Below are 19,833 nucleotides of genomic sequence, written 5' to 3'. Positions count from 1 at the left end.
ACGGCACTTTCTCCGAACCAACAGAACAAAACACGGGAAACACGCCCGAGCTGGGGTCCGGCCTCCCAACGCCTGTCCGGGGTGCTGCCACGGCCTTTTTTCCCCCCCCCCCCCCCCCCCTCGGCCGTGGTCCTCGGACCGGCAGTTGCCGCGGCACCCGTGCAGCCCTCCCGACGTCATGTCCCGTACCCCCTCATGACGGGATGGCAGGACGGACGTGCTCCTCCAGGAACGCCGAAACCGCCTCGACGAACGCTTCCGGGGCAGCGTGATGGATCAGGTGTCCAACCGGGATGGTGGCCGCTCGTGCGCCGGGAATGCGGCGAGCGAGCTCGGCGACCCCGTCCTGGGAAACATGGCTGCGTGGACCGCCGGCAAGTACGAGGGTCCTGGCGTTGATCCTGCTGAGCCGCCGCAGCCACCGCGGATCAGGCTCGTCGATCTGCCGCCGGACGGCCGGCACCATCTCCCAGTCGAAAGTCAGGGCGCCGTCCGGCCTGGTCGGGGTGGTCGGTTCCCGGGGACGCGGGACGGGAACGTCCTCCAGGACGAGCCGGCTCACCCGCTGCGGACAGTCCTGAGCGAGCAGATAGGCGACGACCCCGCCCATGGAGTGCCCGATCAGATCCACTGAGCCAAGTCCCATTGCGTCCAGGAACCCGAGCACATCGGCCTGCATGAGTTCGAGCGAATACTCTCCCGGCCAGTCGCTTCGGCCGTGACCGCGAAGATCGAGGGCGTACACCCGTCGGCTCCGGGCGAGGGCCGGAGCAACCGCCTCCCAGTCGGCGGCGTTCTCGCCCATCGCATGCAGCAGGACGAGCGGCGGAGCATCCGGCGGCCCCGACATCCGACAAGCCAGCCGAACCCCGCCGACGTCGACCACGCATCGATCAACCATGGCCGGAGGATAAGCGGTTGAGCCCTGCCGGAGGACCGGCGATCACCAGCGGCCGAACCCTCCATGGCCGGCCGGCGCACGATCCGTCGATGCCACGGGGAGTTCGCCGCGACGGGGCATGAACGACGGGGCAGCTCCCGAGGCCCCCCTGGTGCCGACTGTCGTTGATCAACATGTCAGGATTCGCGGGGCTGAACAACCGGCGCGATCATCTTGCCGGTTGAAGAGCGTCTGCGCTGGTCACCTCGGTGCGGCTCGTACGACCGCTCGTCAGCCCGTCCGGATCGGCAAGACAGGTAGGCACCGCCCATGACTGATGAGTGGTACGTCCTCATCGAAGAGGACACTCGACTGACAGAGCGCGTCGAAGGCGTGGAACTGAAGCTGCATCGCTGGATGCTGGTGGGTACTCACCACATCGAGGGCGATGAGGCACAGGCTGCGGCAGCCGCCGAGGACGCTGCCCTGCACTACGTGCCACAGGTTCTCGCCCGCCATGCCCGACCGGGAGACGAGCCAGCGAGGCATGCCCTCCTCACCTCGGACGGTGCCTGGGTGGTGCTGGTGAGGCAGCGGCACCGGGACTGCCACATACGAGTGACCACGGCGCGGCTCGTGCATTCACGGGAGGAGAAGGAAGCCCCGCCCAAAAGCCTGAAGGAGAAGTTCCGCAGCGCCTGGGACGGACCGTCGCCTGCCGGGAAGCCGTGGACGCCGCCCGGCAAGGCATGAGCGACGTATCCGGAGACGTGCCTGGCGGAGAGGGCAGGATTCGAACCTGCGTGGGCCTCGTGAGGCCCGACCTTGAGGCGTGCTCGCTGGTCCCCGATCAACCACTCCGGGCACCTCTCCCTGCTCCCGGCTTCGGGGTGACCCGCGCCGTTCACGTGAACAACATTGGCAGACCCCACTGACGCCGGCCTGACATGTCGTCCGCTGGAGACGGGCCATGTGCCGCTCGGCTGCGCTGTGGGCATGACTCACGTCGGGGTGGACCGGACTCCGGTGGTGACGGCGACCGGAACCTCCGGTTCCCTGAACCGTGGTCATACACGGGATGTACTGCCTGGTAACTTCTGCGGGTGATCAATTCCTCCCGCTTAAACCGTCTGGCACGCGTCACGCTGATATCCGCGCTCTCCCTGGCCGTGCTGCCCGCCGCACCCGCCACCGCCGCCGACTCGGCTACCCCTCATCTCGACGCCGTGGAAAGCGCGTTGCGTGAGGTCTCGCCCGGCCTCGAAGGGGACGTGTGGGAGCGGACGAGCGGCAACCGGCTCGACGCCGCGGACGGCGACCCCGCCGGCTGGCTGCTCCAGACGCCCGGCTGCTGGGGCGACGCGGACTGCAAGGACCGCGTCGGCACCAAGCGGCTGCTGGCGAAGATGACCGAGAACATCTCACGGGCGACGCGGACCGTCGACATCTCGACTCTCGCGCCCTTCCCGGACGGTGCCTTCCAGGACGCCATCGTCGCGGGCCTGAAGTCCTCCGTGGCCTCGGGCCACAAGCTCAAGGTCCGCGTCCTCGTCGGGGCCGCGCCCCTGTACCACATGAACGTGCTGCCCTCGAAGTACCGGGACGACCTGCGCAGCAAGCTCGGGCCGGCGGCCGACGCCGTCACGCTCAACGTCGCCTCGATGACCACGTCGAAGACCGCGCTCTCGTGGAACCACTCCAAGCTCCTTGTCGTGGACGGGGAGTCCGCGATCACCGGCGGCATCAACGACTGGAAGGGCGACTACCTCGACACCGCCCACCCGGTCACCGACGTCGACCTCGCCCTGACCGGCCCCGCCGCCGGCACGGCCGGCCGGTACCTGGACCAGCTGTGGAGCTGGACCTGCCGCAACCAGAGCAACATCGCCAGCGTCTGGTACGCCGCCTCCGGCGCAGGGGGCTGCATGGCGACCATGGAGCGGGACACGAACCAGCGGGCCGTCCCGGCCACCGGCGACGTACCGGTGATCGCCGTCGGCGGTCTCGGCGTGGGCATCAAGGACGCCGATCCCACCTCGGCCTGGCATCCGGCCCTGCCGTCCACGTCCGGCACCCGGTGCGGGGTAGGGCTGCACGACAACACCAACGCCGACCGCGACTACGACACGGTCAATCCCGAAGAGAGCGCGCTGCGTTCACTGATCTCCAGCGCGAGCAGCCACATCGAGATCTCGCAGCAGGACCTCAACGCGACCTGCCCGCCGCTGCCCCGGTACGACACCCGTGTCTACGACGCCCTCGCCGCGAAGCTCGCGGCAGGCATCAAGGTACGCATCGTCGTCAGCGACCCCGCCAACCGCGGCGCGGTCGGCAGCGGAGGCTACTCGCAGATCAAGTCCCTCTCCGAGATCAGCGACGTACTGCGCAGCAGGCTCACCCAGGTCACAGGTGACGAGCACAGCGCCACGGCGGCACTCTGCTCCAACCTGCAGCTCGCCTCCTTCCGCGGCTCCCCGAGCGCGAAGTGGGCCGACGGACACCCCTACGCCCAGCACCACAAGCTGGTCTCGGTGGACGGTTCCGCGTTCTACATCGGCTCGAAGAACCTCTACCCGGCGTGGTTGCAGGACTTCGGGTACATCGTGGAGAGCCCCGGCGCCGCCCAGCAGCTCGACACCCAGCTGCTGAGCCCGCAGTGGTCCTACTCCAAGGAGTCCGCCACGGTCGACTACGAGCGGGGGATCTGCCGGATCTGAAGTCCCGCTGTCCGCACGGGAGTCCGCGGACAGTCCGGACACTCACCCGCTCAAGGCCGTCTCGATCGGCCTGATCACCGAGCTGCGTGCTACTCGGCGATGCCCCGCGTGAGCAGGACCATCGTGACGAAGGTGCGGTACAGGCGGACGGGGTCGTCGTCGCTCAGGCGGACGGTGACTTCGTCCGCACGGACCACACCGTTGATCCAGGTCACCATCTCGGCAAGGTCGGCATTGCGGAAGCGGACGGTCAGAGTGGCCGGCAGAGTGATCGCGGGCAGTCGGGCGTCCGCCAGCCGCCGCACCGCGGCACCGGCGGCCTCCCTGATGACCTCACGAGCCTGCTCCGGGTGCAGGCTGTCGGCGGCGAAACGGGAGACCGACGTCTTCACCACCGCCGCCCGGACGCCGGGGCAGAACGGCTCGATCTGCGCGGCGGTGACGTCGTCGCCGGTGATCAGTACGACCGGTACCCGGTGCCCCAGCGCGACCAGGGCGTTGATCCCGGCCTCCCCGGTCGGCACACCGTTCAGCCGGACCTCGGCGATGGCACGCGGGTTGTAGGTGTGCGACAGCGTGGCCGGTGCGCCGGACATGGATCCGTGGTACGAGACGAAGAAGACCGCGTCGAACGACTCGTCGAGCCCCTGCATCATGTACAGCGGCTTGTGCCGGCCGGACAGGTAACGTGCCCGGTGCGCCAGGCGGTCCGGCCGCAGATTGGACATCGTCGAGTGCGAGTCGTTGACCAGGAACTGCTGGGCCCCGGCCGCCGCCGCGCCCTCGATCGCCGCGTTGACCTCCTGCTCCAGCAGCTCCCGGTAGTAGGCGTACTCGGAGCCCGCCGGCCGGCACTGGTCCCAGTCGACCACCCCCGCGGTGCCTTCCATGTCCGACGAGATGAAGACCTTCATCCGTGTGCTCCCCTCAACAGCCTTCGATTTCCCGGGCGTTCACGATCGGATCACCGCCCGCGGCCGGTCAAGACCGGCAGCTGGCCCCTGCGTCAGATGCTGCTGCGCAGGCTTCGGAAGAAGGCTCGGATGTCGCCGACGAGGAGGTCGGGCTCCTCCATCGCAGCGAAGTGGCCTCCTCGATCGAACTCCGTCCAGCGGACGATGTTGTTCGTGCGCTCGGCGATGTGACGCAGGACGATGAAGTTCTCGTGCGGGAAGGAGGCGAACGCGCTGGGAGTCGTGGAGGGCTCGGGTGGCTGTCCCCAATAGGGGGCGTGGGCGCGCTCGTAGTAGATCCGCGCGGAGGAACCGGCGGTCCCGGTCAGCCAGTACAGCATCACGTTGGTCAGGAGATGGTCTCGATCCACGGCATCCTCCGGCAGATCGGAGGAATCGGTCCACTCCTTGAACTTCTCGATGATCCACGCAAGCTGGCCGACGGGGGAGTCCGTGAGTGCGTAGGCGAGGGTCTGCGGGCGCGTGGACTGGATGTCGGCGTAGCCCTGCTGCTCACGGCTCCACGCCTGCATCCGCTCCCAGGAGGCTCGTGTGCGTTCCTGCTCCACGGGGCTGAGGGCGGCGAGCTCCGCCTCGGTCGGCTCGGCCGTCGCTCCCGCGCCGGGAATCATGTTGAGGTGGACCCCGATGACTTGGCCGGGGCGGATACGGCCCAGTTCACGGGAGACGGCTGATCCCCAGTCGCCGCCCTGGGCCCCGTAGCGGTGATGTCCCAGGCGCTGCATCAACTCGGCGAACGCGGCCGCGACACGGCGGTACTCCCACCCCGATTCGCGGGTGGGGCCGGAGAATCCGAAGCCGGGGATGCTCGGAAGGACCAGGTGGAAGGCATCGGCGGGGTCGGCGCCGTGCGCGCGGGGGTCGGTGAGAGGGCCCGCGATCCGCTCGAACTCGACGATGGAACCGGGCCAGCCGTGCGTGACGATCAGAGGCGTGGCATCCGGTTCCGGGGAGCGGATGTGCGCGAAGTGGATGTCCGCGCCGTCGATCGTGGTCATGAACTGCGGCCACTGGTTCAGGCGGGCCTCCGCCGCTCGCCAGTCGTACTCGTGCCGCCAGTAGTGCGCAAGCTCCCGCAGGTAGTCACGCGGAACGCCGTAGGCCCAGCCCGCGTTCGGCAGTTCGTCCGGCCATCGGGTCAGGTCAAGACGGTTCCGCAAGTCCTCCAGATCGCTCTCCGGGATCGCTATGCGGAAGGGACGGATCGCCTCGTTCTGTGGTGTCGTCATATCGGCGCAGCTTAGGCTCCTCTGCATTTCAAGATCGGCAATTTTTCGGGGCAGGGCGCGACGGACCCGTGCGTCGTTCTCCTCAGTGGCGGATCAGGCCCGTCCGCTTGACGGTCGCCAGCAGCGGGGTGGTGTCGATGGCGGTGACCCCGTCCAGGGGGCCGACGGAATCGGTGAGGAACGTGTACAGGGCGTCGAGGTCGGCGGCGGCGAGCGCGACGACCAGGTTGGCGGGGCCGGTGGTGGCGGCACAGAAGCGGACGTGAGGGTGGTTGCTCAGGGTCTGTGCTGTCCCCTGCAGTGCGCCGGGCCGCACGGCGATCCACAGCAGGGCTTCGGCGTGAGCGCCGAGCAGTGCGAGGTCGAGTTCGGTGGCAAGGCGGACGACCTTGCCGCGCACGAGGGCGTCGAGACGCCGACGGGCGGTGAGTGCGCTGGTGTCGGCGCGCCGGGCGAGGTCCGTGTAGGTGGCCCGCCCGTCTTCGCTCAGTGCCGTGATCAGCGCGGCGTCGATGTCGACGGGCGGGGGAGGCGTGGTGTGCGGGGTGAGGTCGGGGACGAGCTGGGCCAGTTCGTCGGGTGAGAGGAGTCCGGCGGTCCAGCGGAACGCGGTGGGGAAGACCCGTAGCAGGGTGTGGGAGGTCCAGGTGCCGACCGCCTCCGTGGCGGGCAGGTCGCGCAGCAACAGTGCGTTGCGGGCGTCGGGGCCGGCGAGGAAGAAGATCGTGGAGATCTCGTCACCGCCGCCGAGGATGTCGACCCAGACGGTGTCGTTGCGGCGGGCCAGCGCATGGGCGACCTGAAGGATCTTGTTGGGGCGGCAGCGGATACGCAGGGCGATGGGGATCAGGTGCGGGAAACACGCCGGGTTGCGCACGGCCGTGGCCCGCAGGGTGCCGTCGGCGTACAGGCGGGCGACGTGGCGTACGACGGTGCGCTCGGACAGGCCCAGACAGTGGGCCACCTCGCGCCAGGAGGCCCGCGGCGACGCAAGCAGGGCGGCCGCGATCCGACGGTCCGTTTCGTCGAGCGTCTGGCGCATGATCTGCATCATAAGGCGCGACCGTGACACATTCCCTGCGCTGCAAGCCACTGAATGTACATGGATCGGCTGAAGCGCCGTACAACGATCTGAGTCAGCGGACAGGGTGAGCGAGCTGAGCGGTTCACCGGCGGCCCCTGACCCGCTGCAGACGACAACGTTGAGATGGCGATGGGAGACGACGATGACTGAACGAGCAGCCGATCTGCTCATCCGGGCCGGCGCGGTGCACACGCTCGTGACCGGCATGGCCCCGCAGCGCGCACTGGCGGTACGGGGCGACCGCATCGCGGCCATGTCCCCCGACCCCAGCGGCCTCGACGACTGGGTGAGCCCGCGCACCACCGTCTACGACCTGCCCGGCGCCACCGTGCTGCCCGCCTTCGACGACACCCACACCCACCTGATCTTCGCCGCGCTCGGCGCGCACGACGTCCCCGTCCACCAGGCCCACACCATCCCCGAGTTCCTGGACCTGATCCGGCAGCGGGCCAGGACCACCCCCGAGGGCGAGTGGATCCGGACCACCACCAACTGGCAGGAACTCAACCTGGCCGAGCGGCGCCTGCCCACCGCGGCGGAACTGGACCGGGCCACCGACCGGCACCCGGTCCTGGTCAAGCGCGGCGGCCACAACGACGTCGTCAACACCTACGCGCTGCGCCTCGCAGGCATCACCGAGGACACCCCCGTACCGCCGGGCGGTGTGATCGGCCGAGACGCCGACGGCCATCTCAACGGACGCCTCATCGACAACGCCATGCCCCTGGTGGAGCGCCTGCTCCCTGCCCCCGACCGGGCCCGGCGCATCGAAGGACTGCGCCTGGCCGGCGGTCAGTACGCCGCCACCGGCATCGGCACCGTGCGCGACTGCGCGGTCACCCCCGACGACTACGCCGTACTGCTGGCCGCCCGTGAGGCGGGGGCCCTGAGCACCCGGGTACGGGCCCTGATCTCGGCACTCGGCCTGACCGGCAAGGCACAGGTGGAGGACCTGCTCGACACCATGGAGGACTGGCGCGACGGCTCCGACCCGTGGCTGCGGGTGTGGGGAGTGAAGTTCGGGCTCGACGGCGGCCTGGAGGCCGGGGCCACCGAGGAGCCGTACGCCTGTGACCACGCCTTCTCCGGAACGCTGACCTGGGATCCCGACGCGCTGGTCGAGGCGGTCGAGGCCGTGGTGCGGCGCGGCCGGCGGGTCGGCACGCACGCCTACGGCGACCGCGCGGTCCGCATCCTCCTGGACGTCTACGAACGCGTCCTTCAGCGCAACCCCGGCCTGCCCGCCGGCACGCTGGTGATGGAGCACGGCGGCCTGGCCGGCCCCGAACAGCGCGCCCGCGCCGTCGCCCTGGGCATTCCCGTCACCATCCAGCAGCCGCTGCTCCACGACACCGCCGAGGTGGAGGAGGGCTTCTGGGGCCCGGAACGCGTCGCCCGGCTCTTCCCCGCCCGGGGCTGGCTCGACCTGGGCGCCCAGGTCAGCGCCGGATCGGACTTCCCGGTCGGCCGGTTCGGCGCCATGCGTTCCGTCTGGGGCATGACGACCCGGCAGACCGTGATCGGCGTCAAGGGCCCCGAACACGCCATCACCTACGACGAAGCCCTCACCCTGCACACCACCCAGGCCGCCCGACTGCACGGCGAGGAGGACCTGCGCGGCACCCTCACCCCCGGCCGCCTCGCCGACCTCACCATCTGGGACCGGGACCCCGCCCTCTGCCACGGCGACACCCTGCGCGACCTCAACCCCACCCACACCTTCGTCGGTGGCCTCCTGGTCACACCCGCGGGCGAGCGGTAAGGGGGACGGCGGCGTTGAGGGACGGCACGTGGCGTTCGCGGCCGGCATCGGAGCAACCGGGTCGAGTCAGCATGGCAGGACCGTGACGCCGAGCCCTTGCAGGAAGCGGACGACACTCTCGTAGTAGGTGAGTTCCCCGGCGGTGTCCACGCTGATGGAGGCGAGCGCCTCACGGGCGACGTCCGCGTCGTGCCATACCAAGGTGAAGGGCGCCCGGGGAAGGTTGCCGCCGCATGGGCAACCCCGCAGCACCGCCCAACACTGGTTGAAGTGGTACCCCGGACCGGCGATGGCCTCGCCCAGGGCGCACTTCAACCCGGGGACGTCGGTCACGTACCGCCCGTCCAGCCGGCACACCGTACCGGGTGCCTCCGGGCCCATGTGCGGCTCGGTGAACCGCAGCCACTCGTGCCGGCCGTCGGCCGGGAACCGCGCCCACTCGTTGCGCTCACGGGGACGGCCCTCGTACCAGGCGTCCCAGACCGACCGGGCTCCCGGCGGCCGTCGGTTCTCCGAGCCGTGCCGGAGGGTTACGTCGACCAGAGCGCCGCCGCGGGCGGAGGGGCGGCACTCGTCGATGCGGAGTTCCAACTTCTCCTGGACGAGGATCGGCCGCCCCTCACGGTCCAGCGCCCACAGCTCGACGGGGCTGCCGTCCCCACCATGCCGGGGTCGGACCAGCCGGGACAGCAACGGCGGTGAGGGCTCGCAGCCGATGAGCTGCAGGGGATCGGGGTCGGGGCGCTCCCGGTACAGGCCCTCCACCCGCCGGGCACGCCCGATCAGGTCACCGGAGACCCCGTTGAACACGCGCACGTCGGCGGCGGCAGGTTCGCGGGCCTTCGGCCCGTCGGACACCACGGCCTCGACGACGACGTCCACGAGCGCGTCATCGTCCGCCCCGGCTCTGGCGTCGACCACCAGGACATCGGCCAGCGACCACCAGTGATCGTCGGGCCACTTGTCCTCCGCGCCGGCTGCCGCGTTCTCGACCAAGAGTTCCAGGTCACCCAGCGGCACGGGGGAGAGCCTGCACCGTTCGACGGCCTTGCGAAGCCGCCCAGTGGGCCTGCACCCGATGATGGTGAGCGTCTCCTTCGCGGGCGGGCCGTCCGCGAAGAGTCCCCCTAGATCGGCGAAGCGGGCCCACAGCGTCTGTTCGCCGTCCCACTCCTCCTCGACCAGCGCGTAACGCAGCGGCAGGTCCCGGGCCCAATTGATCTGACGCAGAGAATCCCCCAACAGAACGGCCCCACACCATGCCTGACCTGAACGCATCATAGGCGCGTCGGCGCGAAGCACCGCTCCCGCCCGTGATCACCGGTACCGCAGGCTCCTGCACTACCGGCCCCTGCACCCCATGCCGTCAACCGGAAGGGACTCTCCGCTGTCAGGCGCCGACGATCAGTGCGATCCCGTAGGCGGCGACCGCCACGCACGCGCAGAAGCACAGCACCGCCACAGCCGTGCCGATCGACCGGCCGGCACGCCGGGTCCGTTCCTCACCGGTGCCGCCGGGCCAGGCGGCGATGCCGAGGGAGAACAGCACGACCGTGAGCAGCGTGATACCGAGGCTCACACCGAAGACGCCGGCGAAAGCACTCCAGTCGATGTGCATCGGTGGCCTCCCTCTGCCTGTGGACCGGACGGCCGCCTCGCTCACGCCGCGGGGTTCTCCGCGTGGCGGGGCAGCGCGGCGGGCAGTTCATTGACGTTGTCGGCAGTCACGGGGTGGCGCCGTGACAAGGCCCAGAACCCGGTCGCCGAGCCGGCGGCCGCGACCGCCACCAGGGCCACACCGAGAGTTCCGTGATCCGCGATCCAGGCCGCCGCGCCGCCGACGGCCGCCGCTGCGGGCAGCGTCAGCAGCCACGACAGGGCGATGCGCCCGGCTGTGCCCCACCGCACCTCCGCCAGTTTGCGCCCCAGGCCCGCGCCAAGGATGCTGCCGGTGCACACCTGCGTGGTCGACAGAGGAAATCCCATGTGGGAGGACGCGAGAATCACTGCCGTGGCGCTGGTCTCGGCCGCGAAGCCCTGAGGCGCCTCGATGTCGGTGAGGCCCCTGCCCATGGTGCGGATGATCCGCCAGCCGCCCATGTACGTGCCGAGCGCGATCGCCAGACCGGCGGTGAGCACCACCCACCAGGGCGGCCCGGAGCCGTGGGGCAGTACCCCGGCGGCGATGAGAGCCAGAGTGATGACGCCCATGGTCTTCTGCGCGTCGTTGGTGCCGTGCGCCAGCGCGACCAACGATGCCGAACCGACCTGTCCCCTGCGGAATCCGCTCCGTGCCCGATCGGGCGCCGTCCGCCCGGTGATGACGTACGCGAGGAAGGTCGCCAGTACGGCCACGATCCCGGCGACGATCGGCGAGAGGACGGCAGGGATCACGATCTTCTCCACGATCACCCCGAACTGCACGGCGGATCCGCCGGCACCGACCCAGACGGCACCGATCAGCCCCCCGAACAAAGCGTGCGACGAGCTCGACGGCAGCCCGGCGAGCCAAGTCATCAGATTCCAGAGGAGTGCGCCGACGAGACCGGCGAAGATCATGACCAGGGACACCTTCGAGTCGTTCACGATGCCGCCGGAGATGGTCTTCGCGACAGCCGTGGACAGGAATGCGCCCGCCAGGTTGAGCACACCGGCGACCGCGACCGCGACACGTGGTCTCAGTGCACCGGTGGCCACCGACGTCGCCATCGAATTGGCGGTGTCATGGAACCCGTTGGTGAAGTCGAAGGCCAATGCTGTCAGAACGACGACGATGAGAAGGAACGAGACGGTACCCACTGGGACCTCACGAGGGATCGCCTGACCTCGCGCCTGCCGTGCGTGCCTGCCCGGACGCGCCTTGCCTCCCACGCTAAGCGGCGTTTCCGGAGCCCGCGACCTCGGGGCGGCGCACGGCTGAGGCGCGGCTCGGGCGACGTCACGCGCGAGCGCGTGCGGCCCTGTAAACGGAGAGACCGCTCAGCGCTCACCGGCCGGCCCCGGCCACAGTGCCCGCACCGCGTCAGGTACCTCGGCCACAACAGCGGGCTGGAGCAAAGCCACTTGGAGGATGTAGCCGGGGAGGACGGAGAGCAACGTTGAAGCGATCGCCTCAGCCGTCACGTTCACGGGCAAACCGCCCTGTTCCTGCTGGTAACGCACCATGGTGATCAGGTTGGCGCGGATGCGGCCCATGAGATCGTCGAGCTTGCGCGCCAGCGAACGGTTTCGCATGGCCTCTCCCCAGACCAGGACCGCGAGTCCGGCCACGTCCTCCTCGACGGACTTGGCCCGAATCACGTCGAGCAGCTCCGCCAAGACCTCCCCGATGGATTGGCCCTGCTGGTTCGTGGCGACGTCGAGCGTGATGTCGAGGACATCGCGCATGTTCTCCTCGGCGATCGCGAGGATCATCTCGTCCTTGCTGGTGAAGTGCCGATACACGGCGCCCGCGGACAGCCCCGCCTCTGCGAACAGGTCCTGCATGGACGTGGAGTGGAAACCGTCACGGAGGAAGCAGCGGCGCGCCGCGTCCAGGATCTGCTCGCGGCGGGCGTCCATGTGCTGCTGGGTGACCTTGGGCATGAGAACAGCCTAACCAAGAAAACGAACATTCGTGTTGACGCTTGCTCGCACTGCGGGTGAGACTGAAACCTAAGAAAACGATCGTTCTTTTTTGTGGGAGGATGGGTTGTGAGGAACCCCTTGTCAGGGCACCGGGCATGGCGGGAAGCGGCCGTTGCCGCCGTGGCGCTGCCAGTAGTGATCACTCTGGCGGTGATGGCTTTCGCCTGGCCGGCGGGGCGGATCTCGCCGCGCGACGTCCCGGTCGGGATCGTGGGAACTGGGGCGGCCGGCCAGCACGCGGTGGAGGGACTGACCCGTGCGAAGCCCGGCGCGTTCGACTTCCACCTCTATCCCGACCAGCAGGCCGCGCGGTCGGCGATCAAGAAGCGCGATGTCTACGGCGCCTTCGCCATCTCCGGCCACACCATCACCGTGCTGAAGGCCTCCGCCGCCGGCCCTTCCGTGGCTCAGCTTTTGACCGATGTCGGACAACGACTGGCCGACAAGGCCACCTGGCAGATCGCCCAGCAGCAGGCCGCCGGGGCTCATTACCCGGCCAAGGACCAGAAGCAGGCAGCCGCCCAGCATGGTGCTGCCCGGCAGAAGGCTGCACAGCAGAAGGCCGCCAGGCAGGGAGCCGCCGGTGCTGATTCCTCGGTGAAGGTCGTTGCGAAGGCGGTCGACGTGGTGCCCGTCGCGGCAGAGGACCCCCGGGGGTTGGTGTTCAGCTCATCGGTGTTCCCGCTCACGATCTGCGGCATCCTGATCGGGGCGTTTGTCGCTATGGCTCGCGGCCTGGCACGCCCGCTGTACCGAGTGCTGACACTTGCAGTCGCCTGCGCCGTCGCGGCCCTGGGTGTCTATCTCGTGGCCCAGGGTTTCCTGGGGGCGCTGCCCCGCGATCACGTGGCCACGTGGGCGATCCTGTCGCTCGACCTGCTCTCCGTCAGCGCCACCGCTGCCGGTGTGATCCGACTTCTCGGGCCGGGCGGCCTTGCGCTCAGCGCCGCGCTCATGGTCTTCGTCGGGAACGCCTTCTCCGGCGCCACTTCTGCTCCGGAGATGCTCCCCAAGGGCGTGGACCACATCGGCCAGTGGCTGCCCCCCGGCGCCGGAGCCAGCCTGCTCCGCGATACCGCGTACTTCGACGGCAACGCCGGTGCAGGCCATCTTGCCGTCCTCGCTCTGTGGAGCGTCTGCGGGCTCACAGCGGTCATGTGCGGCCACTGGGTCACCGGGGAAGCCCGCGGCACGAAGACCAGCGCGACGGCTCCCGGGGAATTGCTCCCGGCCTTGGCGGGGTCCGGCGACGCTTTGCCGGTTCGGCGTCACGCGCCCGCCCACGCCCACGCCCGTCGCCATGACGGTGACGGCTGACGCCGAGCGCCTTGTGCGCGCGCCAAGCAGTTCGGCCCGGTGTCGAAGGTGAATGAGGCGCTGACGCACAGCTGCTCCCTGACTGCGCGAGGAGTTGAACCGCGACGCCTCGCGCCGTACCGGAACGGACACACACCATGACCACCCCACAGCACCCCCAGCCGGCACCCCGGTCCGAACGTCCGCAGTCGACCGATGGTTCACCGGCCATCGCTCGGGCCTTCGCCCTGCTCAGCAGAAGCTGGAACGGTCTGATCCTCATGGCTCTGGCCAAAGGTCCGGCCGACTTCGCGCAGATTCGTGAGCGGGTCCCCGGCATCAGCGACCGCATGCTCGCCCAGCGCCTCCAGGAACTGACCGCGATCGACCTGGTCGCCCGGGACGCCCCGCCCGGGCTGTCGTCGCGAGGCCGCTACGCGCTCTCTCCGCACGGCAACGCTTTCCTCATCCCCCTGGCCGTCTTGTTCTTGTGGGCGGAGGATCACCTTCCGGTGAGCCGCTCGCCGGAATCGGATCAGCCGGCCACGCCGGGCGGCGGCTGACCTCCCTTTCCGCTCCGGCAAGGGGGACCGGGGCCGGACACGTGACTCCAGCGGGCGAGTCCCGCGCTGTCGCAGCGTCCTGGATCCGCTTGACGGAGCCAGGACGCACAAGGACCAGGGGCAACGGCACTCCCTCGTGCCGTTGCCCCTGGTCCTTCCCGTTGATCATGATTCCCGTGTCTGTCGATCCAAGCCTGCAGACGGCGGCCGCGTGGGCGTCGTGACAGGCGGGGATGTCAGGAGAGCCAGTCGGTGTAGCGGGTGGGGGCGAGGTGGGCGTCCTTGTCGGTGAGGACGTCACCCTTGACGACGGCGAACATGCCGGCGCTGGGGTCGGTGGCGACGGTGCGGTGGTCGCCCTTGTGGGACAGGGTGATCCGGCCCAGCTCGTCCAGGGTGAAGATCTCGGGGCCCGCGATGTTGCGGATGCCGTTCAGCGGGGCGCCCGCAGCGACCTCCGCCACTGCGGCGGCCACGTCCTTGGAGGCGATGGGCTGGATCGGGGTGGCGGGGAGCCGGACGGTGTCGGCGTCGGCGGTCCAGGACAGGACCGCGTCGATGAACTCCATGAACTGCGTGGCCCGGACGATCGAGTACGGGATCGCTCCGGCCGCGAGGAGCTTCTCCTGAAGAGCCTTGGCGCGGTAGTAGTCCAGCTCCGGCACCTGGTCCGTGCCGACGATCGAGAGGATGACCACGTGGCCGACGCCGCCCTTGCGGGCCGCGGCCAGGAGGTTGTCCATCGAGGTCTGGAAGAAGGCCGGGGAAGCTTCGTCGAAGGTCGGGGAGTTCGTCAGGTTGACCACGACGTCGGCGCCCGCCACCGCCTCGTCCAGTCCCTGGCCGCTGATGACGTCGACGCCGGTGGACTTCGAGTGCGGTACCGCCTCGTGCCCGGCGGCGGCCAGGTTCTTGACGACCTGCGAGCCGATCAGTCCGGTACCGCCGATGACTGCGATCTTCATGACATGCCTTTCATGGAGATTGTGTGCGAAATATGACATACGAACCGCTACGTAGGTGCGGAATGAAACGGCTCGTTGGTCGAACGAGGAGGGGCGGCGTCAGAGGCCGTCGACGAATGTGACCGTCTCGTCGAGCGGCGCCCGGCCTATGCGGGCGTCACCTGCTGTGACGTCTTCGAACCCGATCGACATGCCGCAGAAGAGGACGAGCCCGTCCGGGGGTGACAGAACTTCCGCCACGGTCTTGTGGTACTTCGCCCAGGCCATCTGCGGGCAGCTGTGGAGCCCTTCGGCGCGGAGCAGCAGCATGACGGTCTGCAGATACATGCCGGCATCGGCCCATTGGGGCAAGCCCATGTCCCTGTCGATGTAGCAGAACAGGGCGGCGGGTGCGCCGAAGCAGTCCCAGTTCGCGGCGGCCGCCCGCTGGCGCGCCTCCACGTCCTCGCGCGCGATGCCGAGCGCGCCGTAGCGCTGCTCGCCGAAGGCGAACCGGCGCTCGCGGTAGGGAGACCTCAACTCGGGCGGATACATCTCGTACTCCGGCGTGTCCCAGGGGTCGCCCGAGGCCAGACGTTCGCCGGCGCGCTTCTTGAGTTCGGCCAGCGGTGCGCCGGTCAGCACGTAGGTGTGCCACGGCTGGATGTTCGATCCGGACGGCGCCCAGGCCGCCGCGGACAGCGCCCGCTCCAGCGTTTCCCTCGGCACGGGCCGGTCGGTGAACGCGCGCACCGCCCGTCGACTCGTGACCGCCTCGTAGACGTCCATGACCGCCCGCCTCCATCTGCTCAACGGGCCCACCTTCATTACGTTCAATATAGTATCACTCAATACCGTATCGAGCGTGACTATCTTGAGGTGTAAATCCCCGCTCGCGGAGCGTCTCGCCGGGTGGCCCCGAGGTGAGGACGCTGTGTGAAGCTCTCGCTTCAGAGGGTCACGCCATCAGGGCGGCCGTGGGCGACCTGTTGGCAGGACGCGCACGGGACGGGACGACGATGATGCTGGGCGAGGGTGAAGGGTGCGCCGTCTGCGTGCGGCGACGTTCGCCCCAGCCCTCAGGTCCGGGGTCGCCGCGGAGGCCGCATGAAATCGAGCGCGCCGACGCCGCGGGCAGTCGGCGCGCCCGCGTGCTTACGCCTCGTCGTCCGCCGGATAGGCGAGCCGGGTCAGCAGATCCGTCAGCTGCTCGGACTCGCCGGGCCCCAGTTCGGCGACCAGGCGCTCGGCCAGCGGCTCCGCCGCCACATGGGCTGCGTCGAAGAGCTCAAGACCCTGAGGTGTGATCTCCACAGCGCGCACACGTCGGTCACCCGGAACGGCCTTGCGTACGGCCAGCCCCTTCCGCTCCAGGTCGTCCACGACGCGCATGATCCCGGCCTTGTCCGACCCTGTCGCAGACGCCAGATCCCGCTGCACCGTGGGCCCGTGATTGACCAGCTCGATCAGCACCGCGAAATGCCGCAACTCGATGCCGAGCGGCCGAAGTGCCTCTCCCATCACCGCGGCCGCGCGCCAGTGCGCCCGGCGCAGCAGCAGACCGAGACCGAAAGGCGACGTGTCGCCGGGGCGGTCGGTCGCATGCGAGGCGGTGGGCTGGTGGGGAGTGTCTGCGGCCATGAGGCCAGACTACTTCATTCGATACGGTATCGCCTGAAACCAAAGTGTCCTTGCCTTGTGGGGTGACGCGACGCCACATATCGTTCCGATGTATCAACTCGATATATCGGTGCGGCACTTGAGGTCGTCCGGCCAACGCGGGGAGAAACGATGAAGTCGATCGACTACGACTCGGAGCAGCACCAGGACTACGCGCGCGGCCGCGCGCTGACGCAGCAGCAACTGCAGGTATGGATGAGCGCTTTCGAAGCGGCGCTGCCCGAACGGCGTCCGCTGGCGGGGCTGGATATCGGCTCGGGGACGGGCAGGTTCACCCCCGCGCTGGCAGAGGCATTCGGGCCGGTCATCGGCGTCGAGCCGTCGGTTCGTATGCGCGAGGTCGCACAGACGCAGTCCCGGCATCCCGATGTGCGGTATCTCCCAGGCACCGCCGAGGAGATACCCGTGCCGTCCGACAGCGCCGACTACGCCCTCATGGGCTGGTCCTGGCACCACGTCCAGGACAAGCCCCAGGCAGCCCGGGAGCTGGCCAGGGTGGTCAGGACCGGAGGGCGGCTGCTCCTGCGCACGAACTTCAGCGACCACCATCCCCGGCCGTGGTGGCTGGAGTACTTCCCCCGCGGCTACGAGGCGGACGCCTCGATCTTTCAGCCACTGCACGAAGTGATCGCGACGTTCACGTCGGCCGGCTGGCGCGTCGCGAGCTTCGGCACGGTCACCGAGCCGTCCTCGGGCACCCGAGGCGCCATGCTCGAACGACTGCGCCTGCGCACCCTCTCCTTCTTCGCACAGCTCACTCCCGACGAGCTGGAGGTCGGCTTCCACCGGCTGGAGAAGGCTGTCGCCGAAGACCCCGGCGCCCCGGCGCCCGTGTTCGCCGAGCCGCTGCTCACGCTCGAACGGAGCTGATGCGGCTCCTCGTCAGCGCCCTCATCCGCTGCCGCAGTTGCACCGGATGACTTGATGCCTCGCCAACGCGGGTAGGTGCGGGCCCCAGGCAGGCCCTACCCTGCCTTCCGGTGGAGCTCCTTCTCCATCAGCGTGAAGGACTTGGGTGTCCCGCTCGGCTGCGGCTTGCCCTCCTTGCCGCCCACGACGCGGTAACCGGCATGCCGGTAATAGGCGTTGAGCTGTGTATTACCGGCCAAGCAGTCCAGGCGCACGCATGATCGTCCCGCCGCGGCCACTCGCTCTTCGGCGGCGTCCAGCAGCAGTCTCCCCGTGCCGGGTGCGGCGACATCCCTGTCCACCATGAGGCGGTGTACGTATCCGGCCACGGGCGGCTGCGGGCCCCAGGCGTCTTCGTCCTCCCACCACAGCTCCCAGGCGCCGGCGATCCGCCCGCCGACCTCCGCCAGCCAGACTTCGCCGTGCGCCATCACCCGGCGGAAGTGCTCCTCGTCCAACTCTCCCGGCAGCCACTGCCCGGTTATGCCGCGGGTGAGCATCCAGCGTGCCGCCTCGTCGCGGAGGCGGACCAGGGCGGCCAAGTCGGCATCGGAGGCGGAGCGGACACGTAGATCGGTCATTCAGGGATCTTCGCATGTCCCAGCAGCGGTGATCCGTACGGTCAATCGATGTGATCGCTCGATCGTGAGTTCTTCCGCTCTCGTACCCGGTCCGGCGCGATGCTCGGAGAAGCGGCGCGTGACCGGCGCCGTCCGGACGTGTTGTGGGTGGGGGAAGAGCGTGACACGAGAAGCGGAATCGGGAGCGCGAAGGGGCCTGGACGAGCAGGCGGTGCTGCTGGTGGCCGGGCTGGCCGATCTGGCGGTGACCACGCTGGATTCGGCCGTGGGAACGGTGCGGGGCCTGCTGCGGCGCTCGGACGCCGCGGAGTTGGCGGCGCAGGCGGAGCAGGACCTCATGGCACGTGGGCGCCTCGTGCTGGACCGGTACGCGGCTGTACCCCCGGCTCACCTGGAGATCCTCGCCCGGCACGCCCTGGCTCGACGAGCGGCGGACGATGTCTGACCCGTGGGAGCCGGCGGCGTTCAAGACCCGTGTCGACGAGGTGTTGCACCGGTTCGTCGCCCAGGAGGCCGACCGGTTCGCCGCGGTCGATCCGCTGCTGGGTCCGGTGGCAGATCAGCTCGAGGCTGCGGTCGCCGACGGAAAACGATTACGCGCGGCGTTCTGCTACTGGGGCTGGCGTGCGGTGGGCCAGCCGGACAGCGACGCGCTGGTGCGGGCGGCGGCGTCCATGGAGCTGGTGCATGCCGCAGCGGTCGTGCACGACGACCTGATCGACGAGAGCCCGTTGCGGCACGGGCGCCCCACCGCACACGTCGTCCTGCGCGGTGCCGTACGGCACCGTCCGCACGCCGATGCCGCCGCGCGGTCGCTGGCCATGCTGGTGGGAGACCTGCTGACGGCGCTGGCCGGACACCTGTTCGCCACGAGCGGTCTGCCGGCCGCCTACCTCGCCCGGGCCCGCCCGTTGTGGGCGGTGATGGCCCGCGAACTGATCGCGGGGGAGTGCCTCGAAATCCTGCGCACCGGAGTCGGCCCGGACACCGAGGCGTCCCTGAAGGTGATCCGGTACAAGACCGCCAAGTACACCGTCGAGCAACCCCTGCTGATCGGTGGTGCCCTGGCCGGGGCCGGTGAGCGGCTGCGCGAGGGCTACTCCGCGTACGGGCTGCCGCTGGGCGAGGCATTCCAGCTTCGCGACGACTTGCTCGGCTTGTTCGGAGACCCGGAACGCACCGGCAAGGCCAGCGCCGACGACGTGCGCGGACACCGGCCCACCGCCCTACTGGCGGAGACCTGGCGCCTCGCCGGTGACCACGACCGTGAACGGCTGCACACCCTGCTGGGCCGCCCCGGCCTGGACACGGATGCCCTGGACACGGTCCGCGAGGTGATGCGCCGGCTGAAGGCACCCGACCGCATCGAGGCCCTGATCAGCGCCCGGGTCGAGCAGGCACTGGACGTTCTGCACGAGCTGGACGTACCGGCGCACGCCGTCGGCGCGCTGACCTCGCTGGCGCAGTCGGCGACGAACCGCGTGTCCTGACCCGTGCACCGCCGCCGCACAGCCCTGAGCCGACCGCGACCTGACCGACGTCAGCCCCTCCAGCCGCTCGCGGACGACCCCGCGACAGACAAGGAGC

Annotated in this window: 20 protein-coding genes and 1 pseudogene; 8 read left to right on the top strand and 13 right to left on the bottom strand. The window is 69.5% G+C overall.

All coding sequences use genetic code 11. The features are described from left to right. Positions 1–193: 193 nt before the first annotated feature. On the bottom strand, positions 194–901 hold the full coding sequence (locus AC07DS_RS26735; RefSeq protein ID WP_479149193.1) for an alpha/beta fold hydrolase: 708 nt from the start codon (positions 899–901) through the stop codon (positions 194–196). Between the two features lie 309 nt (positions 902–1,210). Here AC07DS_RS26735 and AC07DS_RS26730 point away from each other — a divergent pair, with 309 nt between their 5' ends. After that, positions 1,211–1,633 carry a hypothetical protein gene (locus AC07DS_RS26730; RefSeq protein WP_479149191.1) on the top strand — a complete coding sequence of 141 codons (423 nt, stop codon included), beginning with the start codon at positions 1,211–1,213 and terminating at the stop codon, positions 1,631–1,633. Positions 1,634–1,655: 22 nt separating this feature from the next. Here the strand turns inward: AC07DS_RS26730 and AC07DS_RS26725 are convergent. After that, positions 1,656–1,753, bottom strand: a pseudogene (locus AC07DS_RS26725). Between the two features lie 230 nt (positions 1,754–1,983). On the opposite strand from AC07DS_RS26725, the gene AC07DS_RS26720 reads away from it, so the two are divergent. Further along, complete coding sequence (locus AC07DS_RS26720) at positions 1,984–3,597, top strand: phospholipase D-like domain-containing protein (RefSeq protein WP_479149189.1); 1,614 nt, start codon at positions 1,984–1,986, stop codon at positions 3,595–3,597. 89 nt (positions 3,598–3,686) lie between these two features. Here the strand turns inward: AC07DS_RS26720 and AC07DS_RS26715 are convergent, their stop codons facing one another. From AC07DS_RS26715 to AC07DS_RS26705, 3 genes are all read right to left on the bottom strand, one after another. After that, positions 3,687–4,511 carry a M55 family metallopeptidase gene (locus tag AC07DS_RS26715; RefSeq protein WP_479149187.1) on the bottom strand — a complete coding sequence of 275 codons (825 nt, stop codon included), beginning with the start codon at positions 4,509–4,511 and terminating at the stop codon, positions 3,687–3,689. 92 nt (positions 4,512–4,603) lie between these two features. Further along, positions 4,604–5,800 (bottom strand): epoxide hydrolase family protein, encoded by a 1,197-nt coding sequence (locus AC07DS_RS26710; protein WP_479149185.1) that lies wholly within the window; start codon positions 5,798–5,800, stop codon positions 4,604–4,606. A gap of 82 nt (positions 5,801–5,882) precedes the next feature. Continuing rightward, positions 5,883–6,842, bottom strand: a complete 960-nt coding sequence (locus tag AC07DS_RS26705) for an Lrp/AsnC family transcriptional regulator (RefSeq protein ID WP_479149183.1) — start codon at positions 6,840–6,842, stop codon at positions 5,883–5,885. Positions 6,843–7,026: 184 nt separating this feature from the next. Between AC07DS_RS26705 and AC07DS_RS26700 the strand changes: the two genes are divergently transcribed. Next, on the top strand, positions 7,027–8,646 hold the full coding sequence (locus AC07DS_RS26700; protein ID WP_479149182.1) for an amidohydrolase: 1,620 nt from the start codon (positions 7,027–7,029) through the stop codon (positions 8,644–8,646). A 66-nt stretch (positions 8,647–8,712) separates the two neighbouring features. Here the strand turns inward: AC07DS_RS26700 and AC07DS_RS26695 are convergent, their stop codons facing one another. The 4 genes from AC07DS_RS26695 to AC07DS_RS26680 form a co-directional block, all read right to left on the bottom strand. After that, positions 8,713–9,888, bottom strand: a complete 1,176-nt coding sequence (locus tag AC07DS_RS26695; RefSeq protein WP_479149180.1) for a barstar family protein — start codon at positions 9,886–9,888, stop codon at positions 8,713–8,715. A 148-nt stretch (positions 9,889–10,036) separates the two neighbouring features. Then, the gene (locus tag AC07DS_RS26690; protein ID WP_479149179.1) at positions 10,037–10,264 is read right to left on the bottom strand and encodes a hypothetical protein; all 228 of its coding nucleotides are present in this window, start codon (positions 10,262–10,264) and stop codon (positions 10,037–10,039) included. 41 nt (positions 10,265–10,305) lie between these two features. Then, a complete protein-coding gene (locus AC07DS_RS26685; RefSeq protein WP_479149177.1) occupies positions 10,306–11,445 on the bottom strand; it encodes an inorganic phosphate transporter in 1,140 nt (379 codons plus the stop codon). A 180-nt stretch (positions 11,446–11,625) separates the two neighbouring features. Further along, a complete protein-coding gene (locus AC07DS_RS26680) occupies positions 11,626–12,231 on the bottom strand; it encodes a TetR/AcrR family transcriptional regulator (RefSeq protein WP_479149175.1) in 606 nt (201 codons plus the stop codon). A gap of 195 nt (positions 12,232–12,426) precedes the next feature. Here AC07DS_RS26680 and AC07DS_RS26675 point away from each other — a divergent pair, with 195 nt between their 5' ends. Beyond that, entirely contained in the window at positions 12,427–13,590 is a 1,164-nt protein-coding gene (locus AC07DS_RS26675) for an ABC transporter permease (protein ID WP_479149174.1), read from the top strand. A gap of 137 nt (positions 13,591–13,727) precedes the next feature. Further along, positions 13,728–14,132 (top strand): winged helix-turn-helix transcriptional regulator, encoded by a 405-nt coding sequence (locus AC07DS_RS26670; protein ID WP_479149172.1) that lies wholly within the window; start codon positions 13,728–13,730, stop codon positions 14,130–14,132. 236 nt (positions 14,133–14,368) lie between these two features. Here the strand turns inward: AC07DS_RS26670 and AC07DS_RS26665 are convergent, their stop codons facing one another. The 3 genes from AC07DS_RS26665 to AC07DS_RS26655 all read right to left on the bottom strand — a co-directional run bounded on the left by AC07DS_RS26665 (position 14,369) and on the right by AC07DS_RS26655 (position 16,717). Then, positions 14,369–15,097 (bottom strand): SDR family oxidoreductase, encoded by a 729-nt coding sequence (locus AC07DS_RS26665; RefSeq protein ID WP_479149170.1) that lies wholly within the window; start codon positions 15,095–15,097, stop codon positions 14,369–14,371. A gap of 99 nt (positions 15,098–15,196) precedes the next feature. Beyond that, positions 15,197–15,865, bottom strand: a complete 669-nt coding sequence (locus AC07DS_RS26660; RefSeq protein WP_479149382.1) for a nitroreductase — start codon at positions 15,863–15,865, stop codon at positions 15,197–15,199. A gap of 366 nt (positions 15,866–16,231) precedes the next feature. Beyond that, complete coding sequence (locus tag AC07DS_RS26655; RefSeq protein ID WP_479149168.1) at positions 16,232–16,717, bottom strand: MarR family winged helix-turn-helix transcriptional regulator; 486 nt, start codon at positions 16,715–16,717, stop codon at positions 16,232–16,234. Between the two features lie 150 nt (positions 16,718–16,867). Between AC07DS_RS26655 and AC07DS_RS26650 the strand changes: the two genes are divergently transcribed. Then, the gene (locus AC07DS_RS26650) at positions 16,868–17,626 is read left to right on the top strand and encodes a class I SAM-dependent methyltransferase (RefSeq protein ID WP_479149166.1); all 759 of its coding nucleotides are present in this window, start codon (positions 16,868–16,870) and stop codon (positions 17,624–17,626) included. A 95-nt stretch (positions 17,627–17,721) separates the two neighbouring features. On the opposite strand, the gene AC07DS_RS26645 is transcribed toward AC07DS_RS26650, so the two are convergent. Further along, entirely contained in the window at positions 17,722–18,246 is a 525-nt protein-coding gene (locus AC07DS_RS26645) for a GNAT family N-acetyltransferase (protein ID WP_479149164.1), read from the bottom strand. A 160-nt stretch (positions 18,247–18,406) separates the two neighbouring features. On the opposite strand from AC07DS_RS26645, the gene AC07DS_RS26640 reads away from it, so the two are divergent. Continuing rightward, on the top strand, positions 18,407–18,691 hold the full coding sequence (locus AC07DS_RS26640; RefSeq protein ID WP_479149162.1) for a polyprenyl synthetase: 285 nt from the start codon (positions 18,407–18,409) through the stop codon (positions 18,689–18,691). Further along, complete coding sequence (locus AC07DS_RS26635) at positions 18,684–19,736, top strand: polyprenyl synthetase family protein (RefSeq protein WP_479149161.1); 1,053 nt, start codon at positions 18,684–18,686, stop codon at positions 19,734–19,736. Before AC07DS_RS26640 ends, AC07DS_RS26635 begins: the two co-directional genes overlap by 8 nt. Positions 19,737–19,833 lie beyond the last annotated feature (97 nt).

The organism is Streptomyces sp. NPDC044064 (assembly GCF_056434245.1).
The sequence above is the reverse complement of the archived record's forward strand: the minus strand, read 5'-3'. Positions and strand labels throughout refer to the sequence as shown.